The 23,904-nt window shown below is 74.2% G+C and carries 23 protein-coding genes and 1 other RNA gene; 16 read left to right on the top strand and 8 right to left on the bottom strand.

Features of this window, described 5'->3' with window-relative positions:
• Nucleotides 1-125: 125 nt before the first annotated feature.
• Nucleotides 126-875, bottom strand: coding sequence for an IclR family transcriptional regulator (locus tag D5H75_RS07545; RefSeq protein WP_119925598.1), 750 nt, complete (start codon nucleotides 873-875; stop codon nucleotides 126-128).
• 191 nt (nucleotides 876-1,066) lie between these two features.
• Between D5H75_RS07545 and D5H75_RS07540 the strand changes: the two genes are divergently transcribed.
• From D5H75_RS07540 to D5H75_RS07495, 9 genes are all read left to right on the top strand, one after another.
• A complete protein-coding gene (locus D5H75_RS07540) occupies nucleotides 1,067-2,629 on the top strand; it encodes an N-acyl-D-amino-acid deacylase family protein (protein WP_242454044.1) in 1,563 nt (520 codons plus the stop codon).
• A 136-nt stretch (nucleotides 2,630-2,765) separates the two neighbouring features.
• On the top strand, nucleotides 2,766-4,043 hold the full coding sequence (locus tag D5H75_RS07535) for an alanine racemase (RefSeq protein ID WP_119925597.1): 1,278 nt from the start codon (nucleotides 2,766-2,768) through the stop codon (nucleotides 4,041-4,043).
• 150 nt (nucleotides 4,044-4,193) lie between these two features.
• The gene (locus tag D5H75_RS07530; protein WP_119925596.1) at nucleotides 4,194-5,147 is read left to right on the top strand and encodes a sugar kinase; all 954 of its coding nucleotides are present in this window, start codon (nucleotides 4,194-4,196) and stop codon (nucleotides 5,145-5,147) included.
• A 214-nt stretch (nucleotides 5,148-5,361) separates the two neighbouring features.
• A complete protein-coding gene (locus D5H75_RS07520) occupies nucleotides 5,362-5,745 on the top strand; it encodes a RidA family protein (protein WP_119925595.1) in 384 nt (127 codons plus the stop codon).
• Nucleotides 5,746-6,047: 302 nt separating this feature from the next.
• Nucleotides 6,048-7,295, top strand: coding sequence for an acyl-CoA dehydrogenase family protein (locus tag D5H75_RS07515; RefSeq protein ID WP_119925594.1), 1,248 nt, complete (start codon nucleotides 6,048-6,050; stop codon nucleotides 7,293-7,295).
• Entirely contained in the window at nucleotides 7,292-8,371 is a 1,080-nt protein-coding gene (locus tag D5H75_RS07510; protein ID WP_119925593.1) for an acyl-CoA dehydrogenase family protein, read from the top strand. Before D5H75_RS07515 ends, D5H75_RS07510 begins: the two co-directional genes overlap by 4 nt.
• 40 nt (nucleotides 8,372-8,411) lie before the next feature.
• Nucleotides 8,412-9,980 (top strand): AMP-binding protein, encoded by a 1,569-nt coding sequence (locus tag D5H75_RS07505; protein ID WP_119925592.1) that lies wholly within the window; start codon nucleotides 8,412-8,414, stop codon nucleotides 9,978-9,980.
• A gap of 205 nt (nucleotides 9,981-10,185) precedes the next feature.
• Entirely contained in the window at nucleotides 10,186-10,524 is a 339-nt protein-coding gene (locus tag D5H75_RS07500) for a DUF6247 family protein (protein WP_242454043.1), read from the top strand.
• Complete coding sequence (locus D5H75_RS07495; RefSeq protein ID WP_202637917.1) at nucleotides 10,525-10,779, top strand: hypothetical protein; 255 nt, start codon at nucleotides 10,525-10,527, stop codon at nucleotides 10,777-10,779.
• A 129-nt stretch (nucleotides 10,780-10,908) separates the two neighbouring features.
• Here the strand turns inward: D5H75_RS07495 and D5H75_RS07490 are convergent, their stop codons facing one another.
• Together D5H75_RS07490 and D5H75_RS07485 are read right to left on the bottom strand one after the other, a co-directional pair.
• Nucleotides 10,909-11,472: a hypothetical protein gene (locus D5H75_RS07490; RefSeq protein ID WP_119925591.1), complete on the bottom strand. Its 564-nt coding sequence runs from the start codon at nucleotides 11,470-11,472 to the stop codon at nucleotides 10,909-10,911.
• A 335-nt stretch (nucleotides 11,473-11,807) separates the two neighbouring features.
• The gene (locus D5H75_RS07485; RefSeq protein ID WP_202637916.1) at nucleotides 11,808-13,034 is read right to left on the bottom strand and encodes an NsdA family TPR-like regulatory protein; all 1,227 of its coding nucleotides are present in this window, start codon (nucleotides 13,032-13,034) and stop codon (nucleotides 11,808-11,810) included.
• Nucleotides 13,035-13,280: 246 nt separating this feature from the next.
• Between D5H75_RS07485 and D5H75_RS07480 the strand changes: the two genes are divergently transcribed.
• From D5H75_RS07480 to D5H75_RS07460, 5 genes are all read left to right on the top strand, one after another.
• Nucleotides 13,281-13,484: a hypothetical protein gene (locus tag D5H75_RS07480; protein ID WP_242454042.1), complete on the top strand. Its 204-nt coding sequence runs from the start codon at nucleotides 13,281-13,283 to the stop codon at nucleotides 13,482-13,484.
• Nucleotides 13,481-13,756 carry a hypothetical protein gene (locus D5H75_RS07475; protein WP_119925589.1) on the top strand — a complete coding sequence of 92 codons (276 nt, stop codon included), beginning with the start codon at nucleotides 13,481-13,483 and terminating at the stop codon, nucleotides 13,754-13,756. The genes D5H75_RS07480 and D5H75_RS07475 overlap by 4 nt, the downstream gene beginning before the upstream one ends.
• Nucleotides 13,753-13,938, top strand: a complete 186-nt coding sequence (locus tag D5H75_RS07470; RefSeq protein ID WP_119925588.1) for a hypothetical protein — start codon at nucleotides 13,753-13,755, stop codon at nucleotides 13,936-13,938. Before D5H75_RS07475 ends, D5H75_RS07470 begins: the two co-directional genes overlap by 4 nt.
• Before the next feature lie 174 nt (nucleotides 13,939-14,112).
• Nucleotides 14,113-15,318, top strand: coding sequence for a helix-turn-helix domain-containing protein (locus D5H75_RS07465; RefSeq protein ID WP_202637915.1), 1,206 nt, complete (start codon nucleotides 14,113-14,115; stop codon nucleotides 15,316-15,318).
• Between the two features lie 98 nt (nucleotides 15,319-15,416).
• Entirely contained in the window at nucleotides 15,417-15,749 is a 333-nt protein-coding gene (locus D5H75_RS07460; protein WP_119925586.1) for a hypothetical protein, read from the top strand.
• A 345-nt stretch (nucleotides 15,750-16,094) separates the two neighbouring features.
• On the opposite strand, the gene D5H75_RS07450 is transcribed toward D5H75_RS07460, so the two are convergent.
• The 5 genes from D5H75_RS07450 to D5H75_RS07430 all read right to left on the bottom strand — a co-directional run bounded on the left by D5H75_RS07450 (nucleotide 16,095) and on the right by D5H75_RS07430 (nucleotide 21,173).
• A complete protein-coding gene (locus D5H75_RS07450) occupies nucleotides 16,095-17,357 on the bottom strand; it encodes an SNIPE associated domain-containing protein (protein WP_242454041.1) in 1,263 nt (420 codons plus the stop codon).
• A gap of 459 nt (nucleotides 17,358-17,816) precedes the next feature.
• An RNA gene (rnpB, locus tag D5H75_RS07445) (RNase P RNA component class A) lies at nucleotides 17,817-18,214 on the bottom strand.
• Nucleotides 18,215-18,259: 45 nt separating this feature from the next.
• Nucleotides 18,260-19,585, bottom strand: a complete 1,326-nt coding sequence (locus D5H75_RS07440; RefSeq protein ID WP_119925583.1) for a bifunctional RNase H/acid phosphatase — start codon at nucleotides 19,583-19,585, stop codon at nucleotides 18,260-18,262.
• Complete coding sequence (locus tag D5H75_RS07435) at nucleotides 19,582-20,322, bottom strand: zinc ribbon domain-containing protein (protein WP_119925582.1); 741 nt, start codon at nucleotides 20,320-20,322, stop codon at nucleotides 19,582-19,584. Before D5H75_RS07435 ends, D5H75_RS07440 begins: the two co-directional genes overlap by 4 nt.
• Nucleotides 20,319-21,173 (bottom strand): Nif3-like dinuclear metal center hexameric protein, encoded by an 855-nt coding sequence (locus D5H75_RS07430; RefSeq protein WP_119925581.1) that lies wholly within the window; start codon nucleotides 21,171-21,173, stop codon nucleotides 20,319-20,321. The genes D5H75_RS07435 and D5H75_RS07430 overlap by 4 nt, the downstream gene beginning before the upstream one ends.
• A 104-nt stretch (nucleotides 21,174-21,277) precedes the next feature.
• Between D5H75_RS07430 and D5H75_RS07425 the strand changes: the two genes are divergently transcribed.
• On the top strand, nucleotides 21,278-22,726 hold the full coding sequence (locus D5H75_RS07425) for a flavin-containing monooxygenase (RefSeq protein ID WP_119925580.1): 1,449 nt from the start codon (nucleotides 21,278-21,280) through the stop codon (nucleotides 22,724-22,726).
• A gap of 90 nt (nucleotides 22,727-22,816) precedes the next feature.
• Nucleotides 22,817-23,743 (top strand): NAD-dependent epimerase/dehydratase family protein, encoded by a 927-nt coding sequence (locus D5H75_RS07420; protein ID WP_119925579.1) that lies wholly within the window; start codon nucleotides 22,817-22,819, stop codon nucleotides 23,741-23,743.
• Nucleotides 23,744-23,904: the final 161 nt, after the last annotated feature.

Raw genomic sequence — 23,904 nt, 5'->3', positions numbered from 1 at the left:
GCGGCGGGGGAGCCAGGTCGGAGGGCGGTCGCGGCCGTGGCCGGCCGAGGTCGGGGGCGCCGAGGTGCATACCCGGGGGCCCGCCTGGCCGGGACGCTGTCTCCCGGCGGGGGCGGGGGCGGGGGTCAGGCGGGCGGGGTCCAGCCGAGGTCGCGGGAGATGGAGGCGGCGGTGGCCGTCAGGTCGGGGACCAGGGTCCGCAGGCCGTCCAGGGGCATGACCATCGCGGGGACGGAGATGGAGACGGCGGAGCGGACGGCCCCGTCGGGGTCGCGGACCGGCGCCGCGACGCAGTTGATGATCTCCTCGAACTCGCCCTGGTCCAGGGCGTGGCCCTGCGCGCGGATCTCGGCGAGGGAGGCGCGCAGCGCGGCCTCGTCGGTCAGCGTGCGGCGGGTGTACCGCGTCCAGTCGATGCGGCGGATCATGGCGTCCAGGTGGTCGGGCGCCAGGTGGGCCAGGATCGTCTTGCCCACCGCCGAGGCGTGCAGCGGGGCGGTCTTGCCGATCCGGGAGTACATCCGGATCGGGGCCGTCCCCTCGTACTTGTCCACGTAGGTGATCTCGCCGTCGACGAGGCTCGCGAGGTGGACCGTGTGCCCGTGGGCCTGGTTGAGGCGGGCCAGGTGCGGGCGGGCGACCTCGCGCACGTCCAGGGACTCCAGCGCGCGGAAGGCGATGCCGATCAGGCGGGTGCCCACGGTGTAGCGGCCGCCGGGCTCGCGGCGGGCGAAGCCGGACTGCTCGAGCGTCTGGAGCAGGCGCAGCGCGGTGGACTTGTGGACGCCGAGCAGGCCGGCGACCTCGCCGAGCGTCGAGGGGCGCTCGGAGATCCGCTCGATGATCGCGACCGCGCGTTCCACCGTCTGGGACACCGCCGACCTCCCTGCGCGGGGACGGGCCCGTTCACCGTGGTTGACAGCGTTTCCGGGCCGCTGCTAGACATTTCGTCATCACATAGTGCACCTGCGTTGCAGATATCGCAACGCCGAGCCGGCGAGAGGGGACGCGATGACGGCACGGCGCGGCCTGCCCGGCCGGCGGGCGCGGGCGGGAGGATGACGCCGTGTTCGACGTGCTGATCAGGGGCGGGATCGTCTACGACGGGTCCGGCGGCCCCGCCGCGCGCGCCGACGTGGGCGTCACGGGCGGCCGGATCGCCGAGGTCGGGGACCTGTCGGCGGCCCGCGCGGAGCGGGAGATCGACGCGGCGGGGCGGCACGTCCTGCCCGGGTTCGTCGACGCCCACGTGCACGGGGAGACCGCCGTGCACGACCCGGCCGTGCAGCTCGCCGCGCTGCGGCAGGGCGTCACCACGTTCGTGCTGGGCCAGGACGGGCTGTCCTTCGCCCCGGCGGGGCCCGCGACGCTGCGCTACGTCAACCGCTACTTCGCCGCCGTCAACGGCCGCCACCCCGGCGACGCCCCGGTCACGGTCGCGGGGCTGCTCGCGTCCTACCACCGCCGCACCCGGCTCAACACGGCCTACCTGGTGCCCCACGGCACCCTGCGGTACGAGGTCATGGGCCCCGCCGAGCGCGCCCCGGACGCCGCCGAGCTGGCCGCGATGGAGCGCCTGCTCGACCGGGGCCTGGAGGAGGGCGCCGCCGGGGTGTCCACCGGCCTGGAGTACGCCCCCGGCCGGTACGCCCAGGTCCCGGAGCTGGCCGCCCTCGCGCGCCGGGCCGCCGCGCGCGGCCTGCCGTACGTCACGCACATGCGCGGGTACGAGACGGCGGCGCCGGCGGCGATGGCCGAGGTGCGCGAGATCGCGCTCGCGTCGGGGGCCGCGGCGCACGTGTCGCACTACCACGGGCCCGCCGACGACCTGATCGCCGACGTGGACCGGCTGCGCGGCGAGGGTGTGGACCTCACCTACGACAGCTATCCCTACCTGCGCGGATGCAGCATCCTGTCGATGGTGACGCTGCCGCCGTGGATCCCCGTCGCGGACGTGGACGCCGCCGTGGCGGCGCTGGCCGACCCGGCGGTGCGCGACCGGCTGGACCGCGAGTGGTTCGCCGCTCGCCCCGAGGTGTGGCCGCGCGTCACCCTCTCGCACGTGCCGTCGGAGGAGTACGCCTGGGCCGAGGGACTGGCGTTCCCGGAGGCGGCCGAGCGCGCGGGCATGCCGCCGGGCCGGTTCTGCTGCGAGCTGCTGGTGGCCACCGAGCTGGAGGCCGGCTGCGTGTTCGGCCAGCCCCCGACCAACAGCGAGGAGTCCGTGCGCGCGCTCATGCGCCACGAGGCCCACGTCGGCGGCTCGGACGGCATCTACGCCGGGGGCCACCCCCACCCGCGCGGCTGGGGCGCCTTCGCCCGCTACCTGCGCCGCCACGTCGTCGAGCTGGGCGACTGGACCTGGGAGCGGGCGGCCGTCCACCTGGCCTCGCGCACCGCCGACCGGTTCGGCCTGAGCGACCGGGGCCGGGTGCGGCGCGGCGCGGCGGCCGACCTCGTCGTCCTGGACCCCGCCGCGATCGCCGACGCGGCGACCTACGAGAACCCCAGGGAGCCCGCGATCGGCGTGGACCACGTGCTGGTCAACGGCGAGGTCGTGCTCACCGGCGGGGCCCTGGCCGCCGCGCTGCCGGGCGAGGCCCTGACCCCGTCCGGGTCCCGGCCGTGACCCCGCCCGTGACCCAGCCCGGTTCCGCGGCCGTACGGCGGTGCGGGCGTGAAGCAGGCGCGGGGCGAGCGGGTAGGGGGCCCCGGAGGCGGGCGGACGGGGCGCGGCGGTACGGAGCGGGCGGAGTGAGGCGGGCATGACGGAAGGCGGCGTGACGAGCGGCGTGGCGGGCGATGTGAGCGGCGGCGTGACGGGCGGCGTGGTGGACTGGCGGGACACCGGGTTCTGGGAGCCGGGGGAGGGCGTCGGCGACGAGGAGTTCGCCGCCGCCGAGCACTCCCTCTTCGACGGGCCCTTCACCTGGCCGGTGCTGGTGGCCCGGCGGGACGCGCTGGAGCACAACATCGCCACGATGGCGGCCTTCGCCCGGCGGCACGGGCTGGCGCTCGCGCCGCACGGGAAGGCCTCGATGGCGCCCGCGCTGTGGCGGCGGCAGCTCGACGCCGGGGCGTGGGGCATCACCGTCGCCACCGCCAACCAGGCGCTGGTCTGCCGGAAGGCGGGCGTGCGCCGCGTGCTGCTGGCCAACGAGCTGCTGGACGGCACGGCGCTGCGCGGCCTCGCCCGGGAGCTGGACCGGGACCCGGCCTTTGCGTTCCTGTTCTACGTGGACTCGGCCGCCGGGGTCGAGGCGGCCTCGCGCGCCGCGGGCGGCCGGCCGTTCCGGGTCCTGGTGGAGCTGGGCCACGCCGGCGGCCGCACCGGCTGCCGGACCGCCGCCGAGGCCGTACGGCTGGCGCGGGCCGCCGCGGCGGCGCCCGGCGTCGAGGTCGCCGGGGTCGCCGGGTACGAGGGCGGGCTGCCGGGGGCCGACGAGGTGACCGCCTACCTCCGCGACCTGCGCGGGCTCGCCGCCGAGTTCCACGCGGCGGGGGTGTGCGCCGGGGGCGGGCCGATCGTGGTGAGCGCGGGCGGGAGCGCCTGGTTCGACATCGTGGCGCGGGAGCTGGGCGGGATCGGGTTCGACGGGCGCGAGGCCCTGCCCCTGCTGCGCAGCGGCGCGTACGTCAGCCACGACGACGGCTTCTACCGGGTCCGCACCCCCTTCAACCGGATCCCCGGCGAGGGCCGCCTGGAGCCGGCGCTGGAGGTCTGGGCGCAGGTGCTCTCCGTTCCCGAGCCCGGGCTGGCCATCGCCGGGCTCGGCAAGCGCGACGCGCCGTACGACGAGGGCCTGCCGGTGCCGCGCCGGGTGCGCCGCGACGGGGTGGAGTGGACGGCCGAGGGCATCGCGCTGACCCGGATGAACGACCATCACGCCTACCTCGCGCTGATGCCGGGCACCGCGCTCGTCCCGGGCGACCTCGTGTGCTTCGGCGTCTCCCACCCGTGCACGGCCTTCGACAAGCGCCGTGCGATCCCGGTCGTGGACGAGGACCACCGCGTGGTGGACGTCCTGCGCACCTTCTTCTAGGGAGCGCGGAAGGACCCGCCGGTGGACACGTCCCGAGAGAGCCGCCGCACGAGCCGTACCGGCGCCGGCCGCCCCAGAAAGAGCGATCCGATCACCGAGAGAACCCCGATCACCGAGAGAACCCCGCCCACCGAGACGACGAGGACCCCCATGACGCGCGACACCCCCGAGCTGGTCACGGCCGGGGAGACGATGGCGCTGCTGTCGCCGCCCGAGCCCGGCCCGCTCCGGCACGCCCGCTCGCTCGACCTGCGCGTCGGCGGCGCGGAGTCCAACCTCGCGATCGGCGCGGCCCGGCTCGGCGTGCGCGCCGCCTGGATCGGCCGGGTCGGCGACGACGAGCTGGGGCGGCTGGTCCGGTCCACGCTCGCCGGGGAGGGCGTGGACGTGTCGCACGCGGTCACCGACCCCGCCGCGCCGACCGGCCTCATGCTCAAGGAACGGCGGGCCGCGGGCGTGACCCGGGTGACCTACTACCGCGCCGGCTCGGCGGGCTCCCGGCTGGAACCCGCCGACATCGACCCCGAGCTGATCGCCTCGGCGCGGGTGCTGCACGTCACCGGCATCACGCCCGCGCTCAGCGAGAGCGCCCGCGACGCCGTGCGGCTGGCGGTGGAGGCCGCGCGGGCGGCGGGCGTGGCGGTGTCGGTGGACTTCAACTACCGCGCCAGGCTCTGGCCCGCCGACGCCGCCGCCAAGGAGCTACGCCGCCTCGCCGAGGCCGCCGACGTGCTGTTCGCGACCGAGGACGAGGCCCGCCTGGTCGTGGACGCCCCCGGCGCCGAGGGGCTCGCCGGGGCGCTGTCGGCGCTGGGCCCCGCCGAGGTCCTGATCAAGCGCGGCGGCCGGGGCGCCGTCGCGTACGCCCAGGGAACGGTCCACGAGGTGCCGCCGTACCCGGTGGACGTGGTGGACCCGGTCGGCGCGGGGGACGCCTTCGGCGCGGCGTACCTGGCCGAGCTGGTCCGCGGCCGTCCCGTGCCCGAGCGGCTGCGCACGGCCGCGCTCGCCGGGGCGCTCGCGGTGACCGTGCCCGGCGACTGGGAGGGCCTGCCCACCCGGGACGACCTCGACCTCATCGCCGGCGGCGACGTCCGCCGGTGACCCCCGCCGGCGCCCCGGCGGACCGGCGCCCAGCCGTCCGCCGCCCCGGCCCACCGGCACCAGACCGACCGGCACCAGACCGACCGGCACCAGACCGGCCGAGACCAGACCGGCCGAGACCAGACCGACCGAGACCAGACCGACCGAGACCAGACCGAACCGAGATCCGATGAGCCGACCTCCGGCGTCGGCGAACGAGAGCAGGAGAACGACAGTGGCGAAGCAGGAGATCCGCACGGACCAGGCCCCCACCCCCGTGGGCGGCTACTCCCAGGGCGTGGTGATCGGCGACTTCCTCTACACGGCCGGCATGGGCCCGATCGACCCCGGGACCGGGCAGGTCGTCGGCGACGACGTGGCCACCCAGACGCGCCAGACCATGAAGAACCTCGCCGCGATCCTCGCCGTGCACGGCCTGACCTTCGACGACGTGGTGAAGTCCACGGTCCACCTGCAGGACCTGCACCGCGACTTCAAGGCGTACGACGAGGCGTACCGCGAGCACTTCACGGCCCCGTACCCGGTCCGCACCACGGTCGGCAGCGACCTGATGAACATCCTCGTGGAGATCGACTTCGTGGCGGCCCTCCGCAGGTGACCGCACCGCCCCGGCCGGGCCGCGCGCCCCCGGGGGCCCCGTACGGCCTGAGCCCGTCCCGCCCGGTGCCCCCGGGCCGGGGCGGGCTCACGCCGTACCGGCGGGGAGAGGGCGGGAGGACTCCGGCCGGGGACGGCTCCGCGGGACGCCGTGCGGACAGACGCCGCACGGACAGGGAGGAGACGGGACGGCGGGGTGCGGGACGGCACCGAATCGGATTCTGATCGCGGCCCGCGGGGCATGGATCAGGCGCGGGCGGTCTAGTAGCGTAAGTGGCTACTGACTCGCGGTTGGAGGCGCCGATGAGCGACCTGGAGGAGTACCGCCGGCGGGCGCGGGAGTGGCTGGCCGCGAACGCGCCGGGCCACCGCGCCGAGGCCACGCCCGACGAGGACGGGGTGGCCCGCGCCAAGGCGTTCATGGCCAGGATGCACGACGCCGGGTACTCCGGGATCACCTGGCCGCGCGAGTACGGCGGGCAGGGGCTCACCCAGGCCGAGGACCGGGCGTTCGCCGCCGAGGCGCGGGACTTCACGCTGCCGATCTACGTGTTCTCGATCGGGCTCGGCATGTGCGGCCCGACCGTGCTGGACATGGGCACCGAGGAGCAGAAGGCCAGGTGGATCCGCCCGCTCCTGCGCGGCGAGGAGATCTGGTGCCAGCTCTTCTCCGAACCCGGCGCCGGGTCGGACGTGGCCGGGCTGCAGACGCGCGCCGAGCGCGACGGCGGCGAGTGGGTCGTGCACGGGCAGAAGGTCTGGACGAGCGTGGCCCAGCACGCCGACCGGGGGCTGCTGCTCACCCGCACCGACCCGGGCGTGCCCAAGCACAAGGGCCTGACCATGCTCGTCGTGGACATGCGCGCCCCCGGCGTCACGGTGCGGCCGCTGAGGGACATGACCGGGCGCGCCCACTTCAACGAGATCTTCTTCGACGGCGTGCGCATCCCGGACGCGGACCGGGTGGGCGAGGTGAACGGGGGCTGGCAGGTCGCCGTCACCACGCTCCTGCACGAGCGCCTGTCGATCGCCGGCGGCGTCGGCATGAGCGGCCAGAGCGAGAACCCCGTGTCGTTCGAGGCGCTGCGCTCCCGCGCCGACCTCGGCGACCCGATCGTGCGCGATCAGCTCGTGGAGCTGTACATCCGCTCGCGCGCGCTCAGCCTGTTCAACACGCGGCTGTCGCAGGAGACCAAGGCGGGGATCTTCCCCGGCGCCCGGGGCTCGGCCGCCAAGCTGCTGCTCGCGGAGCTGACGCTGTTCCAGGCGGACCTGGCGGCGTCGCTGGCCGGGCCCGGCTCGGTCGCCTACCGGGAGGACGGCGAGACCGGCGACGGCGGCGACAGCGCCGGGGACGGCGGGGACGCCGGGCGGATCGCGCACGCGCTCTCCCTGGCCCCGGCGATGGCGCTCGGCGGCGGCACCAACGAGATCATGCGCAACATCATCGGCGACCGGGTGCTCGGGCTGCCCCCGGAGCCGCGCGTGGACAAGAACGTGCCCTTCTCCGAACTCAAGGTCAACTCCCAGGGCGGAGGCACTCGGCGGTGAAGCTCGTGCTGACCAGTGAGCAGAACGACCTGCGCCAGGCGGTGCGGTCCTTCCTGTCCGCCACGCTCCCGCCCGGGCGCGTGCGCGAGGTCATGGAGGCCGGCGACGGCTACGACCGCGCCGCCTACGACCGGATGAACGGCGAGCTCGGCCTGTCCGGGCTCGTCGTCCCCGAGGAGTACGGCGGCGCCGGCGCGGGGCACGCGGAGCTGGCCGTGGTGCTGGAGGAACTGGGCGCGGCCCTCCTCCCGGGGCCGTTCCTGGCGACCACCCTGGCCACGCTCGTCCTGCTGGAGTCGGGCGACGCGGGCGCCGCCAAGGACCACCTGCCCGGCATCGCCGAGGGCCGGGTCCGCGCCTCCTTCGCCCCCTCCTCGGCCGACGGCTCGTGGTGGGGCGCCCCGTCGGTCACCGCCGCGGAGGCCGGCGGCGGGCACGTCCTCGACGGCGTCGCGCCGTACGTCCTGAACGGCGCGGACGCCGACCTGCTCGTCGTCCCGGCCCGGCTCGGCGGCCGGACCCGGCTCTTCGTCACCACCGGCGGAGAGCGCGCGCCGCTGACGACGCTCGACCTGACGCGGCGGCAGGCGCGCGTGGAGTTCGCGGCGGCCCCGGCGCGGCTGGTCGAGGGGGACGGGCTCGCGCGTGCGCTGGACCTGGCGTCCGTGGCCGTCGCGGCCGAGCAGCTCGGCGTGCTGCGGGCGAGCCTGGCCGCGATCACCGAGTACGCCGGGATCAGGGTGGCGTTCGGCCGGTACATCGGCTCTTATCAGGGTGTGAAGCATCGGCTCGCCGACATGCACTGCGCCCTGGAGCAGGCCGAGTCCGTCGTACGGCACGCCGCGTGGGCCGCCGGGGAGGCCCCGGGGGAGCTGCCGGCCGCCGCCGCGCTCGCCCAGGCGTACACCGGGCGGGCGTGCTTCCAGGTCGCCAAGGACCACCTGCTGCTGTATGGCGGCATCGGGTTCACCTGGGAGCACGACGCCCACCTGTACTACAAGCGGGCCAAGAGCCTGGAGGTGCTGCTCGGGCCGCCCCGGGCGCACCGCGCCCGCCTCGCCGACCTCGTGCTCTGACACCGGCCCGCCCCGGGCCCTGAGTCGTGAAAGGCCGCACATGACCGACATCAGCACGCTTCGGGGGTTCTACGAGATCGCGGCCGCCGACCCCGGCCGCCGCGCGGTGATCGGCCCGGACGGGTCGGTCACGACGTACGGCGACCTGCTCGCGCGTGTCAACCGGATCTCCCACGGCCTGGCCGCGCTCGGTGCCGGTCCCGGGTCGGTCGTCGCGGGGGTGCTCCCCAACGACGTGGACGCGCTCGCGCTCATGCTCGCCACCGGCCAGAGCGGGATGTACTACACGCCGGTCAACTGGCACCTGACCGCCTCGGAGATCGCCTACATCGTGGCGGACTGCGAGGCCGCCGCGGTCGTGGCCGGCACGGCGTACGCGAGCGCGGTCTCCGACGCGTGCGACGAGGCGGGGATAGCGGCGGACCGCCGCTTCGCCGCGCCGTCGGCCCCCGGGTTCCGGCCCCTCGCCGACCTGGAGGCCGGGATGCCCGCCTCGGCCCCGCCGGACCGCCGCGCGGGAACGGTCATGTGGTACACCTCGGGCACCACCGGCCGCCCCAAGGGCGTCCAGCGCCCGCTGCCGCCGAACCCTCCCGAGGAGATCGTCCCGCTCTACCTGTGGTTCTTCGGCGAGGTGTGCGACCTGGCGCCCGGCGACGCGGTGCACCTGGTGACCTCGCCGATGTACCACTCCGCGCCGAGCGCGCACGCGCTGTTCGCCCTGCACTTCGGCCACACGGTCCTGATCGCCCCGCGCTTCGAGCCCACGCTGGTCCTGGACCTGATCGGCCGCTACAAGGTGGACAACACCATGATGGTGCCGACCATGTTCCACCGCCTGCTGGCGCTGCCCCCCGACATCCGGGCCCGGTACGACGTCTCGTCCCTCAAGCAGGTCATCCACACCGCCGCCGCGTGCCCGGTCGCGGTGAAGCAGGCCATGATGGACTGGTGGGGCCCGGTCCTGTACGAGTACTACGGCTCCACCGAGAGCGCCGTCGCCTTCGCCGTCAAGCCCCACGAGTGGCTGGCGCGGCCCGGGACCGTCGGCCGCCCCGCCCCCACCTTCGAGGCCCGCGTCCTGTCCGAGGACGGCGAGGAGCTGCCCCCGGGCGAGCCCGGGCTGGTGTACGTCAAGATGGCGCTGGGCCGGTTCGAGTACCGCAAGGACCCGGAGAAGACCGCCGGGACCATGCGCGGGGAGTGGTACACCCCCGGCGACATCGGCTACCTCGACGAGGACGGCTACCTGTTCATCTGCGACCGCCGCACCGACCTCATCATCTCCGGCGGCGTCAACATCTACCCCGCCGAGATCGAGGCCGCCTTCCTGGAGCACCCCGCCGTGGCCGACATCGCCGTCATCGGCGTCCCCGACCCCGAGTGGGGCCACAACGTGGTCGCCCTCGTCCAGCCGGCCCCCGGCGTCGTCCCCGGCGAGTCCCTGACCAAGGACCTCCTGGCCCACTGCGAACCCCGGCTGGCCCACTTCAAGCACCCCAAGCACATCGTCTACCGCGAAGAACTCCCGAGAACCCCCACCGGCAAACTCAGCCGCACCACCGTCCGAACCCAATACCTCAAGGAGGCGGGCATCCCCACCCCCTGAACCCCGCCCCCGCCCCCTGGACCCGCCCCCGCCCCCGCCGCCCACCTTCGGGCGGCGGGGCTCATGCCGTACGCCGCGGGGCCTCACCCAGGCCGGACCGCGACGACCGTCCCCGGTGACGGGCGTCCAGGACAGGCGCAAGTCGGCCCGGACGAGCCGCCAGACGTGTGGCGCGCGAGTAGCATGAGAACGCCATGGACGAGGAATGGAGGCGATGGTGACGGCCGACGCGCACGAGAGCGGGACGGTTCCCACGTCGTCCGTCTCGGACATCGCCAGGACTCCGCGGTCGATCCGCGCCGCGCTCCTGCCCGAGGACGTGGAGGGGTTCGAGCGGGACTACCGGGCCGTCATGGCCGAGGCCGCCCAGACGCTGGACCTGTCCCCCGTCTTCGAGTGCCTGGACCACTGGTCGCTGATCGCGCGGCTGTCCCAGGACGCCGGAGCGCACCGGGCCATGCTCGACACCGCCGCCCGCCTGAAGCGCGGCGAGGAGGTCCCGTCCCGCCCCGCCCGTGACGTGCTCGCCGACCTGGGTTTCTAGGTGTACGAACTCGGGGTGGTCGAGGACGCGATCGCCCAGATCGAAGCCCTCCCCAAGGACGCCCTCGCGTCACTGGCGGAGGTGCGGGTGGTCCTGGAACTCAACCCCTGGGGCGGTCCTCCCCTCCATCGCCGGAACCCGGACGCCTCCATTCGGGTGCGCACTTTCGGCCAGGAAGGCCAGGGCCTCGTCGTCTACCTGATCCTCGAAGACCAGCGCCGCGTGGAGATCCTGAGAGTCACCTGGCTCGACTGACCTGCCACCCGTGAGCGTCCCGGGCCGGTCGTCAGGAGGCGCGGCCCGGGATGACGCGCCGATAGCGGGCGAAGGCGGCCTTGAGGTCCGGGCACCGTCACGGGTTCGACGGCAGGGGCGCGGGCTCGGCTACACGGCGAATTCGGGGAAGACCTGCTTGAGGCGCTCCTTGGTCACCTCCGAGGCCGTCTCCTTCGCCAGCGGCTCCAGGCACGCGCGCAGCACCGCGGGGTGGCGCTCGGGCTCGGGGCAGATGAGGACGGCCAGGATGCGCAGGACGCGTACGCACGCGTCGATCTGCCCGGCGAACGCCATCTCGCCAAGGGATCTCCAGACCATCTTCACGGCGAGCCGGACCAGGGCTTCGGAGATGGGGCCGCGGCGCTCCCTCTCACGGCATTCCAGGATCGCGCGCGCCACCAGATCCGGCACGTCGTCGTACCAGCGCTTCACCTTCGAGAGTGTGGCGGCGAGCGCGGCCAGCAGATCGCACCAGAAGTGGTCGAGCAGCCTCCGCCGATGGGCCTTCCAGTCCTCCGACCCCTTCGGCGGATCGAGCGCCCCGATGACCTCCTTGACGATCACGTCGCCGACCGCGTGGACGTCCTTGACGACCTGCGGGCGCTGCGCGAGCCAGTCCACGATGTCCGCCACGGCCAGATCGACCCCGGGCTCCTGATGCTTGTAGGTCACCGGTTTCGTGCCTTCGCGCCGGCACCGCTCCCAGGCAGCCTCCGCCTCCGCGCGAAGACGTTCCCGCGCCGACGTGTCACCCGCGTAGTCCAGCCGCGACGGCCACCCGTGCAGAGAACCCCCACAGCCCTGGCACACGCACTTGTGCTTCCTCGCCTCCGCGCAGGTCGATACGTGGGCCATGCCCGCCTCCCGGACGGTAGGACGACATCGCCCCGACGAAACCACCTCTCTGCAGGCCCGGTGAATCCACAATCCTCTCACCCGCGCGGCACCCATTGACTACTACTCGGACAACTTGTAAATCTCCTGATCAAGACATCGGGGCCGTGGGTTCACGCAGAGGCTTGTCGCAGGTGCGCGTACGCCTCGTGGAGTTCCGTGGCCTCGGGGAGTCTCCGGGCCTCGATCCGCTCGATGATCTCGGCGGCCCTCCAGAAGTTGGACGGGACGAGGCGGCCGCTGGTCAGCGCCGAGAGGGTCACGTGTGCGGCCTCCTCGGGCTGGTCCGCGGCGAGGAGCGCGAGCGACAGGTCGAGGCGTGCCGACACGGCGCGCCGGGGCCGGGCGGGGCCGTCCGCCGATTCCAGACGGGCGAGCACCTGCCTGGCGTACGGCTCCGCGGCGGGATCACCGATCCACGCCAGCGTCGTCGCCGTGTAGGCGATGCTCTTCGCCGGGTCGTACCGGTAGTGATGCTCGGGACGGTCGGGCGTCGGCAGGGATGAGACGAGGCCCTCCACGCGCCGCAGCACGGCGCGGGTCTCCCGGCGCCCGCCCAGGCGGGCCCAGACCCGGCCCTCCTGCGCCGTCGCCTGGATGTAGGGAGAGCCGCCCTTGGGCGCGACGGCCTGCGCGCCCTGGGAGAGGTCGAGGGCACGGCGGTGGTCGCCGCTGGTGAGCGCCTGCCACGCCTCGGTCTCCAGGCACCACGCCGCGATCTCGGCGTGCTCGGTGTGCCGCGCGAGCTGCGCCGCCGTACGCAGGCGGGCCGCGCCCGCCGGGAACTGGCGCAGGTCGATGTGGCACGTCGAGGCCAGGAGCGACAGCCACCCGGCGGTCACCAGCAGCCTCCGGTGCTCCGCGAGGGTCTTCTTCCCGTCGAGCAGGCGCGCGACGTAGGCCAGGTGCCGCCGCGTCCTTATGAGCAACTCGGCGGGCGGCGTGCGGGGATAGGCCACCGCGAGGTCGTCCACGGCGCCCTCCAGCCGCGAGAGCGTCTCCTCCCCGACATCGGTGGCCGAGATTCGCTGGGCCAGTTCGAGGGCGTCGGTCTCGTCGTCCCGCTCGGGGACCTCCGGCCGAGCTCCGAACAACTCCTCCTCAGACATCCGGAAGACCCTGCAGTAGAGCGTCCGATACGGGTCCTCGGGCCGATGCTCGCCCGCCTCGTACCTGCGGATACCGCGTACCAGGCTCGCGATCTCCGGCAGGCTGCCCTGGAGGTCGGCGTCCGCCGCGTTCCGCAACTCCGCGGCCATGCGTTTCTGGGACCACATCCGTTCACGCCGCTCCGCCCGAAGGCGCACGGCCCACCCGGGCAGGCCGCGATCCGCCACCATCGCGCGCACCCTCTCCGCCAGTCGGACCGATGTCCTCTCCTGCCCTCCAGTGTCCTCTCGTGCGAACCTCGCGCGCAGGTATCTCATGAATTCCAGGAAGCCCGGCCCGGCCGGAGCCGGAGAACCCCGTTGCCATCGAGTCGCCGGTGATGCCCGGCGGCCCCCTGAAGAGGAAGGCGCGACTGATCCATGCCCGAATCCGATTCCCCTGCGCCCTCGGCTCTGTGTGAGGAGTTCCCGGACTGGATGATCTTTCGGAGTGACGCGGGGAGGTGGTGGGCGTCGCTCAGGCGGGGGCTGACCGGGTACGAGATGGCGGAGTGCTGCGACCGGATGGTGGACGCCGACGATCCCGGCGGGCTCGCCGAGCGGCTGCGGGAGCAGGAGCGGCGGCAGGCGGCCGCCGCGCGGGCCCGGCGGCCCGCACCGCGCGTGAGGAGGGTGCCGTGACGCGCTGGTGGAACGATCCGGGGGTCACTCTCGCCCCGGAGGACCTGCGGCGGCTGGAGGCGGTGGCGGCGCCGCACCCGGGCTGGGAGGTCGCTCGCGACGGCGACGCGACGTGGACCGCCGAGCGCCGCCCTGGGCCGGGCCACGCGGAGGGCGGGGCGCGGCTGGCCTCCGAAAGCCTGGCCGGCCTGGGCGGGCTGATCGCCGGCGAGGAACGGCGGCCACTCCCGCCCGATCCCGCACCCGGTTCCCGGAGAGGAGGAGCGCGATGACGCCCGTGCCACCCGAGGCCGGCCCGCCGTACCCGCCCCCGCCGTACGCGGCGCCGTCGATCCCGATGACGGAGACGATCGACAAGGCGCGCGCCATCCTGCGCGCGATGACCGCCCGCGCCCGCGCCGACCGCCTCCGACGCGAACGAGAGGAGGAACCCGGGACCCGCTCAGCATCGTGAGACCCCGCGCCGCGAGGCCCGCGCCGGGACCCCGCGGCGCGGTGTGCGGGGGGTGCCCGACACGCTCGGGCTGGACGCTCCCGCACCGGGCCTCCGGTCTCAGGGAGGAAGACCCGCACGGGCAAGCCCTGCATGACTAGCCTGAAGTTGCGAGTCCAGGAGGTGCATGACCCCATGCACGAGACCAAGACGATCGGTGAACGGCTGCGGAGCGCTCGGCGCTACCGCGGCATGAGCCTTCAGCTCCTCGCGGATCGATCGGGGTTGTCCAAAGGGTTCCTCTCCATGGTGGAGAACGGCAAGCGCTCACTGGAACGGCGTAGCCACATCACGGCGCTGGCGGACGCTCTGGAGGTCTCCGTCGCGGACCTCACCGGCCAGCCGTACAACCCACCGCCGCGCCCCAACGGCGCTGGTGGGCACGGGACAGTTCCGCGCGTCAGGGTGGCACTCCTCGGTTCATCCCTCGACGAGCCGGCCGACGTGCGTCCCCGGCCGTTCTCGGAGCTTCTCGGCGAGACCGCGGAGGTCGAACGGCTTTGCGAAGCCTCCGACTACGGACGGTTCGGCCGCATGCTGCCCGGACTCCTCCCCGAGCTGCACGTCAGCGCCGTAACGGGCGACGAGCGGCAGCGCCGGGCGGCGTTGCGCGCTCTCGTCCGGGCCGCACACGCCACGTTCTATCTGCTGAAGGATCTTGGTTACCTTGATCTCGCGCAGATCGCCGTACAGCAGGCGCGCGCCGCGGCCGTCAAGTCCGAAGACGCGACGCTCAGCGCGCTTGCGGCCTTCGTGCGGACTCACGCGCTACTACCCGCGGGGGTCTACCTCGCCGCGTTGCGCAACGCCCGGCAGGCGGCCGAGTACCTCCAGGCCGCCACCGACGATCCCGCGGCCCTTGAGCTGTACGGCATGCTCAACCTCTCGGCCGCCCTCGCATGCGTGACCATGGGCGAGTCCGGCGATGCGGACACCCACCTGCGTGAGGCCGGCGAGACCGCCGAGCGCACCGGCGAGGGGAACGCCTTCGGGCTGCACTTCGGCCCGACCAACGTGGCGCTGTGGCGCGTCGCGCTCCTCGTGGAGATGGGCGACAGCGGAAAGGCCGACGAGGTCGCCAGATCGGTCGTACCCGAGCTGATCGGCTCGCGGGGGCGTCAGGCGACGTTCTTCGCCGACTGGGGGCGTGCGCTCGCCCACCTGCCGGGGCGTGACCGGGAAGCGATCGAGAAGCTCCGCCGGGCGGAGCGGCTCGCACCCGAGCAAGTACGCAACAGCCCGCTCGTCCGGGAGACCGTGAGCCATCTTCTCAACCGCGCCCGGAACGCCGTGGGAGGGCGCGACCTCCGCGGGCTGGCGTACCGTTTCGGCCTCTCCTAGGCTCCCGGCAACCTGGGTTCACACCTGTGAACGCCGGGCGCTCCAGCGTCCTTACTGTCGTGACCATGTGCAAGCGCGAGCGATCCCGGAGGGGTTCGGTGGTTCCGGCCGTCGAGGCGGCCGAGGCGTTGCGCGGTGAGCTGTCCGGACGGCACGGCGTGAGCTGCGACCTGTCCGTGGAGTGGTGCGGGTGCGTGCTGCTGCGCGTGTACGCCGACCTGGTCGTGTACTGCGACGGGCGGGTGTTCCGCTGGTGGGCCGGGCGGCTTTCGCAGGGGGGCCGGCCGGTGTGGGCGTTCGCTCATGTCCGTGAGGTCCCGGCCGCGGCCCGGCGGATCGCGCGGCGTCGCGCGTGGTTGCGGCGGACCCACCCGCTCGCGCCCGCTCTGGAGAAGGAGGATTTCGATGCCGCCCTCGCCCGTCCCGTCTGAGCGGCGCGGTGCGTCGCTCCCGCCCCCGCCGTACGCGGCGCCGTCGATCCCGATGACGGAGACGATCGACAAGGCGCGCGCGATCCTGCGCGCGATGACCGCCCGCGCCCGCGCCGACCGCCTCCGCCGCGGACGGGAGGAAGGCGCCGGGCCAGGCCCATGAGTGTCGCGCCTCGACCGGCCGCGGGGCGGGCTCGTGGAGGGGCGGACGAGCCGGTCCGCAGGCGGGCTCTGGCCCTGCTCACCCCTGGCCTGCGGCTCGCTCGGCGATCTCCTGGCGGGGCCGCGAGGACCGCGCCTGTCCGCCGCCACCGCCTTTGCGTCGTCGCGCCCGTCCCCAGGCCGTCAGACGGGCGCCTCTCCCTTCCCCATCGCCGCCGCCGCGCGAGCCGACTGCCGCCACTCCAAAGCCTCGGGAACGTCCCGGTACTCCAGCAGATGCTGGCCGGCGATCTGCTCCAGCAGGTCCCTGACCTCCGCGGGCGTGGCGCGGAAGAACTCCCGGCGCGGATTGACCTTGTTGACCCGCCGGTCGCTCAGCGCGGCGTGCAGCCGTCCCTCCAGGCCGACCGCGTCCTCACTGAAGATCAGCGCGTGCGTGTCGAACTTGAACGGCACGGAGGCGTCGCCCAGCTCCCGCACCCGGTCCTCGGGTTCCAGGCGCCGGGTCATGCCGATCTTGACGACGTCCTCGCCGAACGCGCCGAGGTTGGAGATCACGTACACGTAGCCGGCCCGGACGTTGGCCTCGCGCGCCTCGACGTCGCTGACCGCCGCGCCGATCTCCTCCAGCTTCGCCTTGAGCTCCTCCGCCCCTGCCTCGTCGCCCTTGGCGATCAGTTTGGCCAGCGCCGACCTGTAGTGGGCCTCCTCCTTGCGGAGCCGGGCCTTCTCGCGTTCGAACTCCCGGCGCGCGGCCTCCTCCTCGCGCTGCTGCTCCCGCTGGGCGCGGTTACGCTCCTTCTCCTCCTCCTGCTTGGCCAGGTAGTCGGCGGTCAGCTCCAGCTCATAGACCCTCAGCCGGTGGTAGTCGCCGCTGACGTGGATGTTCATCGTCTTGCCGAGCTTGACGATCATCTCCACGGCCTTCTCCAGCCGATCGACGGCCGACTGCAGCTTGTACGGGCGCATCGTGCGCACGCAGTTGTCGGCCTCGGCGTTGTAGGCGCGCAGCATCAGCTTGGAGAAGTCGCGCACCATCCGGCGCCCCTCGGCCGCCGACCCGTTGACCTGCCAGCTCGTGGAACCCAGCACCGCCTTGCCGTCCCTGGCCATCGCCTTGATCCGCGTCTTGACCTCCGCCAGCCGCTCCTTGTACGCCACCGCGTCGCTCAGCGGGTGCTGGTAGTCGTAGATCCCGGCCTCCTGCAAGAGCACGGTCTCCTCGGTCTGCACGACCCGCTGCTCGACCTCGTGCAGCCGCCGTGTGGCGTCCGTGACGGCCGCCTCCAACCGCCCCTGCTCGGCCCGTAGTTCCTCGGTCAGCGCGGAGACGCGCATGGCGTCCATCCCGCCCAGCCGCTCGATCCACGCGCGCAGCTCGGCGTTCTCCGCCTCCAGCTTCTTCTTCCTGCCGAACAGCCCCCCTCCGCTGCGCTCCGACAGCACGGGTGCCGGAGCGGGATCGGGACGCGGCGGCGCCTGCTGTGAAGAAGCAGGAGGTGCCTGTACGGGCGTCCAGAACTGCCAGCCGGGCGGCGCGGGCGGCCACGACGGATCCGGCTGCCACCCTTCAGGAGGCCTCCATCCCGCTGGCGGGACCGGCCATCCGGGAGGCGAGTTGAAGCGGTACTCCATCGTGAGCGTCCTCCTTGGCCGTCTGCCCCGCACAACACATGCCATAGGAGGACAGCCGCCTCGGCGCATCGGTTTACAACGCCCGCCGTGATCCGGGAAAGTGCCGCCCAGGCGGGCGGGCGCCGGCGCGAGACCGCCGGGCGGGCGCGGGCGGCGCTGGACCGTGCCTTCGCCTCGGTCCTCGGGGCCGCGTGATGCGCCCCGGCGTGCCCTCACCGGGGTTCGATCCTCTTGAGTGAGGGTTGCGCCGCAGGTCAGGGGCGGGTGGGGCGGACGAGTCGGCCTGTAGGCCGGGTTCTGTGGGTCCGCTTGCGCGGGCCCGGCGGCCATCCATCTGGGGGCGCGATTGCTCGCGTCCTCTAGCGGTCTACCCGCGAGACATCGGGCGGGCAGCCCTCAGCGTCTCGCGCGGGAACACGCGCCGCGCGTTCCCTTCTTGACCTTGCTCCGGGTGGGGTTTACCTAGCCGCCCGAGTCACCTCGGGCGCTGGTGGTCTCTTACACCACCGTTTCACCCTTACCTCCGCTTCCGCGAAGGCGGTTTGCTTTCTGTGGCACTGTCCCGCGGGTCGCCCCGGGTCGGTGTTACCGACCACCCTGCCCTGTGGAGCCCGGACCTTCCTCGGCGGGACCCCGGAGGGTCCCGACGCGGCCGCCCGGCCGGCTCGTCCGCCGTGGAAGACAGCGTACGGCACGGCCGGGGCATTCCACGATCAGGCCCGGAGGTGGGAGGTGTCGTTGAAGGAGCTGACCACCTCGGGCCCGTCGGCGTAGAAGTCGATCCGCGACAGGCAGGCGACGTCCAGGTGCATGCGGTACAGCGCCTGGGGCGGGGCCAGCAGCGCGTGCCGCAGCAGCATCTTGATCGGCGTGACGTGGGAGACCACGAGGACGCGCCGCCCGGCGTGCCGTTCCAGCACGGCGTCGCGCGCCCGCCGTACCCGCTCGTCCGTGACCTCGAAGCTCTCGCCCCCCGGCGGGGCGGTGGCGGGGTCGGCGAGCCAGGCGGCCAGCTCGTCCGGCCAGCGCCGCTGGATCTCGGCGAAGGTGTGGCCCTCCCACGCGCCGAAGTCGGTCTCGCGGAAGCCCTCCTCGACCGTCACCGGCAGGTCGCACGCCGCCGCCACGATCTCGGCGGTCTCGCGGGCGCGCTTCAGCGGGGAGCACACGATCGCGTCCAGCCGGGCCCGCGCGAGCCGTACGGCCGACGCCTCGGCCTGCGCGACGCCCTTGGGGGTGAGCGCGGCCTCGCCCAGGCCGGAGAAGCGGCGCTCGACCGAGAGCGGGGTCTCGCCGTGGCGGAGCAGGAAGAGCGAGGTCACGGCGGTCCTGGCGGCCCATCCCGTGGCGGTCTCCCCGGCCGGCTCCGCGCCCGCGCGCGTCTCCGTCCCGGCCCGCGTCTCCGTCTCCGTCCCGGCCTGAGTCTGCGTCCCGGCGCGAGTCTGCGTCCCGGCCTGAGTCTCCGTCCCGGCGCGCGTCTCCGCGGCCGTCTCCGCCGCGGCGCGCGTCCCGGCCGGCGTCCCCGGGGCGGCGGCCGGGACGGTCCCTGGCGGGTGCGGCCGGTCGGACGGGTTCGCCTGCTCGGGGGGCGTGTCCAGGGCGGGGGCGGAGGAGACCGTCCACTCGCGGCCCTCGGCGGCTGCGTCCATGGCCTCGTTGGCCAGCCGGTCGGCGTGGGCGTTCTGGGCGCGCGGGATCCAGTTGTAGGTGATCTCGTCGAAGCGGCGCGCCAGCGCGGCGGCCTCCAGCGCCAGCGGGCGCAGCCCCTCGTTCTTGATCTTCCAGCGGCCCGCCATCTGCTCGACGACCAGCTTGGAGTCCATGCGCACGGCGACCGAGCCGCCGCCCAGCGCGAGCGCCGCCGTCAGGCCCGCGATCAGCCCGCGGTACTCGGCGACGTTGTTGGTCGCGACGCCGATGGCCTCGGCGACCTCCGCGAGCACCTCCCCGGTGTCGGCGTCGCGGACGGCCGCGCCGAAGCCGGCCGGGCCCGGGTTGCCCCGGGAACCCCCGTCGGCCTCGACCAGCAGCCGCCTCACAGCCCGGACTCGGCCGTGCGCACCAGGATCCGGCGGCACTCCTCGCAGCGGACGACCTCGTCGTGCGGCGCGGACCGGATGCGGTTGAGGTCGGACACGTTCAGCGACAGCTTGCAGCCCCCGCAGCGCCCGCCCTGCAGCAGGGCCGCGCCGACGCCGTACTGCCCGCGCAGCTTCTCGTAGAGGGCGAGCAGGTCGTCGGGGATCTGCCCGGCGACTAGCTTGCGGCGCTCACCGGTGGCGAACGCCTCCTTGTCGATCTCGGAGAACGCGGCGTCGCGGGCGGCGGTCAGCTCGTCGCGGCGGGTCTCCAGCTCCGCGCGCTGCGCGGTCAGCTCGGCGACCTTGGCCTCGGCGGCCTCCCGCCGCTCCATGATCTCCAGGACGACCTCCTCCAGGTCGCCCTGGCGGCGCTGGAGGGAGGCGATCTCGTGCTGGAGGTTCTCCAGGTCGCGCGGCGAGGACACCTGGCCGGAGTCGAGCCGCTTCTGGTCGCGGTCGGCGCGGGCGCGGACCTGGTCCACGTCGGTCTCGGCCTTGGTCTGCTCCCGGGCCAGGTCGCTCACGGCCGTCTCGGCGGCGACGATCTGGGAGCCCAGCCCGGCCATGCGGCCGCCCAGCTCGTCGAGCTCGGCGATCTCGGGCAGGGAGGAGCGGCGGTGGGCGAGGCGGGCGAGGGCGGCGTCGAGCTCGGCGAGGTCGAGCAGGCGCTTCTGTGCTTCCGGGGCTGCTTTCACGGGTTGACCTTGACTCCAGTCTCGATCTGGTTGTCGGAAATCGGGGAGTGGGCCGCCGTCCAGGCGTCGGTGACGGTGGTGGACACGCGCGTCTCCACGGTAGTGCCCAGGGCGCTCTCCAGCCGCACGGCCGCGTCGGCGAGCCACGGCCACTCCGTCGCCCAGTGCGCCGCGTCCACCAGGGCCGGGCCCTCCTCCTCCAGGAACTCGCTGGCGGGGTGATGGCGCAGGTCGGCGGTGAGATAGACGTCCACCCCGGCGGCGCGGGCCGTGCCCAGCAGGGAGTCGCCGGCCCCGCCGCACACCGCCACGGTGCGGACGACGCGGTTCGGGTCGCCGCCGACGCGCACGCCCGCGGCGGTGGGGGGCAGCCCGGAGGCGGCCTGCCGTACGAACTCGGCCAGGGTCAGCGCGACGGGCAGCTCGCCGATCCGGCCCAGGCCCCGCCGGGGGTCCTCAGGAGAGGGCTGGAGCGGGCGCAGCGGCCCGGCCAGGCCGACGGCGCGGGCCAGCGCGTCGGACACGCCGGGGTCGGCGACGTCGGCGTTGGTGTGCGCGGTGTAGAGCGCGACGCCGGCGCGGATGAGGCCGTGGACGACGCGGCCCTTGGGGGTGGTGGCGGCGACGCTGGTCGTGCCCCGGAGGTACAGCGGATGGTGCGTGATCAGCAGGTCGGCGTTCCAGGCGACGGCCTCCTCGGCCACCGCCGCCACCGGGTCCACGGCGAGCAGCACGCGGCGGACGGGCTGCGCGGGGTCTCCGGCGACCAGTCCGACGGCGTCCCAGGGTTCGGCCCAGGACGGGTCGTAGGACGATTCGAGCACGGTGATGACGTCAGCCAGGCTGGGCACGCACGGAAGACTACCGCCGCTCGGCCCGCGGGCTGTTCACGCGGGGCGCACAATCTCATAGTGTAAGTGGGTCCTGACTCACGGGACCTCGTGGAGGGCCGCGCATGACGCATCCGAGGGTGGCGATCCTGGGCGCCGGGTTCGGCGGGCTGTGCATGGGGATCCGGCTCAGGCGGGCCGGGATCGGCTCCTTCACGATCTTCGAGAAGGCCGGGGGCGTGGGCGGCACCTGGCGCGACAACACCTATCCCGGGGCGGGCTGCGACATCCCCTCGCACCTGTACTCCTTCTCCTTCGAGAAGTACAGCAGCTGGACCCGGAGGTACCCCCGCCAGCCCGAGATCCTGGCCTACCTGGAGAGGTGCGCCGACAAGTACGGCCTGCGCCCGCACCTGCGGCTGAACACCGAGATCACCGCCATGCGGTACGCCGGGGGCGTGTGGCGGCTGACGACCGCCTCGGGCGAGGAGCACGTCGCCGACGTGGTGGTCTCGGGGGTGGGGCAACTCAACCGGCCGCGCCTGCCCGACATCCCGGGCGTGGAGTCCTTCCGCGGGCCGTGGTTCCACTCCGCCCGCTGGGACCACGGGGCGGACCTGACGTGCCGCCGCGTCGCGGTGATCGGCACCGGGTCCTCGGCCGCGCAGTTCATCCCGGAGATCGCCGGGGTCGCCGAGCGCGTGCTCGTCTTCCAGCGCACCCCCAACTGGGTGATCCCCAAGCCGGACGCCGCGTTCGGGTGGCCGCTGCGGCTCGCGTTCCACTACCTGCCGCCGCTGCAGCGGGCCTACCGGTCCTACATCTACCGCCGCTCGGAGAACGTGCTCTTCCCCGTCCTGGTGAACGGCTGGAGCGCCCGGCTCGTCCGCCGGATGGCGCTCAAGCACCTGGAGGAGCAGGTCCCCGACCCGGAGCTGCGGCGCAGGCTCACCCCCGGCTACCCGCCCGGCTGCAAGCGCATCGTCATCGACAGCACGATCTACCCGGCGCTCTCCCGCCCCGACGTGGACCTGATCACCGAGAAGATCGGGCGCGTCACCCCGGCCGGCGTCGAGACGGTGGACGGACGCCTCCACGAGGCCGACGTCATCGTGTACGCCACCGGGTTCGACACCACCGGCTTCCTCATGCCGATCGAGGTGACCGGCCGCGACGGGCGCGACCTGCACGCCCAGTGGAGCCGGGGCGCCGAGGCGTACCTCGGCATGGCCGCCCCCGGCTTCCCCAACCTCTTCTTCCTGTACGGCCCCAACACCAACCTCGGGCACAACTCCATCGTCTTCATGCTGGAGTGCCAGACCCGCTACGTGCTGGGCTGCGTCCGCGAGCTCGCCGCCCGCGGCGCGCGGTCGATGGAGGTACGCCCGGAGGCCATGGCGGCCTGGAGCGGGGCCCTGTCGGCCGCGCTCGCCCGCACGGTCTGGGAGTCCGGCTGCCAGAGCTGGTACAAGACCCGCTCGGGCCGGGTCACCAACAACTGGCCCGCCCGCACCACCCTCTACCGCCGCCTCACGGCCGCCCCGAACCCCAGGGCGTACAGCTTCCGGACCTGAGGGCCGCGGCGGCCGGACACCCGCGCTTGACGCGGACGATCTTCGTCGCCGAGCATGGGCCCTCCGGTTGCCGGGGGAGCGGAGGTCGAGATGGGCACGCACGTCGTGATCGGGACGGGCCAGATCGGAGGCCACGTGGCGCGGCTGCTCGCCGCCGACGGGCACGACGTCGTGGTGGTCACCCGCTCAGGGACCGGCCCGGAGGGCACGCGGCGGGTCGCCCTCGACGCCGCCTCCGCGGACGGGCTCACGCGGGCCGCGGAGGGGGCCGACGCGCTCTACAACTGCGCGAACCCGCCGTACCACCGCTGGCCCCAGGAGTGGCCGCCGCTCGCCGCGGCGGCGCTGCGCGCGGCCGAGAAGACCGGGGCCGTGCTCGTGAACGCCGGGAACCTGTACGCCTACGGCCCGGTGGACGGGCCGATGACCGAGTCGCTGCCGCTCGCCGCGACCGAGACCAAGGGGCGGGTCCGGGCGCGGATCTGGGCCGAGGCGCTGGCCGCGCACGAGGCGGGCCGGGCCCGGGTGACCGAGGCGCGCTCCTCCGACTACTTCGGCCCGGGCGCGACCGACCCGTCCCTGCTGAACGCCCGCTTCATGCCGCCCCTGCTGGCCGGCCGCCCGATCCGCGTCACGGGTGACCCCGACGCGCCGCACACCTGGACCTATCTGCCGGACGCCGCCCGGGCGATGATCACCCTGGCGACGGACCCCCGGGCGTGGGGGCGGGCCTGGCACGTGCCGTCGCCGCCGCCCCGCTCCATCCGCGAGATGGCCCGGCTCCTCGCCCGCGAGGCCGGCGCCCCCGAGCCGCGCGTGAGCCGCATCCCGCGCCCCGCCCTGCGGCTCGCCGCCCTCGCCTCGCCCCTGGTCCGCGAGGTCCTGGCGGTGAGCTACCAGGTGGACCGGCCGTTCGTGGCCGACTCCTCCGCCTTCACCGGCACCTTCGGCCAGGAGCCCGCGCCCCTCGGCGAGATGCTCACCGAGACGGTCGCGTGGTGGCGTTCCCGCGTGTGACGCACCCCGTACGGCGGCGCCGGGGCGGCTCACCGGCTCACCGGCTCACCGGCTCACCGGCTCACCGGCTCACCGGCGCCCTGACGGCCCGGGGGTGTCCCGCCGGCGCCGTGCCGGTGGGCCGCCGGGGTGATCCGTGGCGTCCCCCGCGGGTATGGGAG

Origin of the sequence: Bailinhaonella thermotolerans, assembly GCF_003594875.1 — a bacterium.
In the GTDB taxonomy this organism is placed as follows: Bacteria; Actinomycetota; Actinomycetes; order Streptosporangiales; family Streptosporangiaceae; genus Bailinhaonella; species Bailinhaonella thermotolerans.
Note: the sequence above shows the minus strand (reverse complement) of the source record. Positions and strands in the feature narration are given on the sequence as shown.

Coding starts and splice junctions, on each gene's coding strand:
- D5H75_RS07470 (WP_119925588.1), top strand. CDS start 13,753: ATGACGCCCGTGCCACCCGAGGCCGGCCCGCCGTACCCGCCCCCGCCG.
- D5H75_RS07465 (WP_202637915.1), top strand. CDS start 14,113: ATGCACGAGACCAAGACGATCGGTGAACGGCTGCGGAGCGCTCGGCGC.
- D5H75_RS07480 (WP_242454042.1), top strand. CDS start 13,281: ATGATCTTTCGGAGTGACGCGGGGAGGTGGTGGGCGTCGCTCAGGCGG.
- D5H75_RS07485 (WP_202637916.1), bottom strand. CDS start 13,034: ATGGTGGCGGATCGCGGCCTGCCCGGGTGGGCCGTGCGCCTTCGGGCG.
- D5H75_RS07425 (WP_119925580.1), top strand. CDS start 21,278: ATGACGCATCCGAGGGTGGCGATCCTGGGCGCCGGGTTCGGCGGGCTG.
- D5H75_RS07500 (WP_242454043.1), top strand. CDS start 10,186: ATGGAGGCGATGGTGACGGCCGACGCGCACGAGAGCGGGACGGTTCCC.
- D5H75_RS07530 (WP_119925596.1), top strand. CDS start 4,194: ATGACGCGCGACACCCCCGAGCTGGTCACGGCCGGGGAGACGATGGCG.
- D5H75_RS07420 (WP_119925579.1), top strand. CDS start 22,817: ATGGGCACGCACGTCGTGATCGGGACGGGCCAGATCGGAGGCCACGTG.
- D5H75_RS07535 (WP_119925597.1), top strand. CDS start 2,766: ATGACGGAAGGCGGCGTGACGAGCGGCGTGGCGGGCGATGTGAGCGGC.
- D5H75_RS07515 (WP_119925594.1), top strand. CDS start 6,048: ATGAGCGACCTGGAGGAGTACCGCCGGCGGGCGCGGGAGTGGCTGGCC.
- D5H75_RS07505 (WP_119925592.1), top strand. CDS start 8,412: ATGACCGACATCAGCACGCTTCGGGGGTTCTACGAGATCGCGGCCGCC.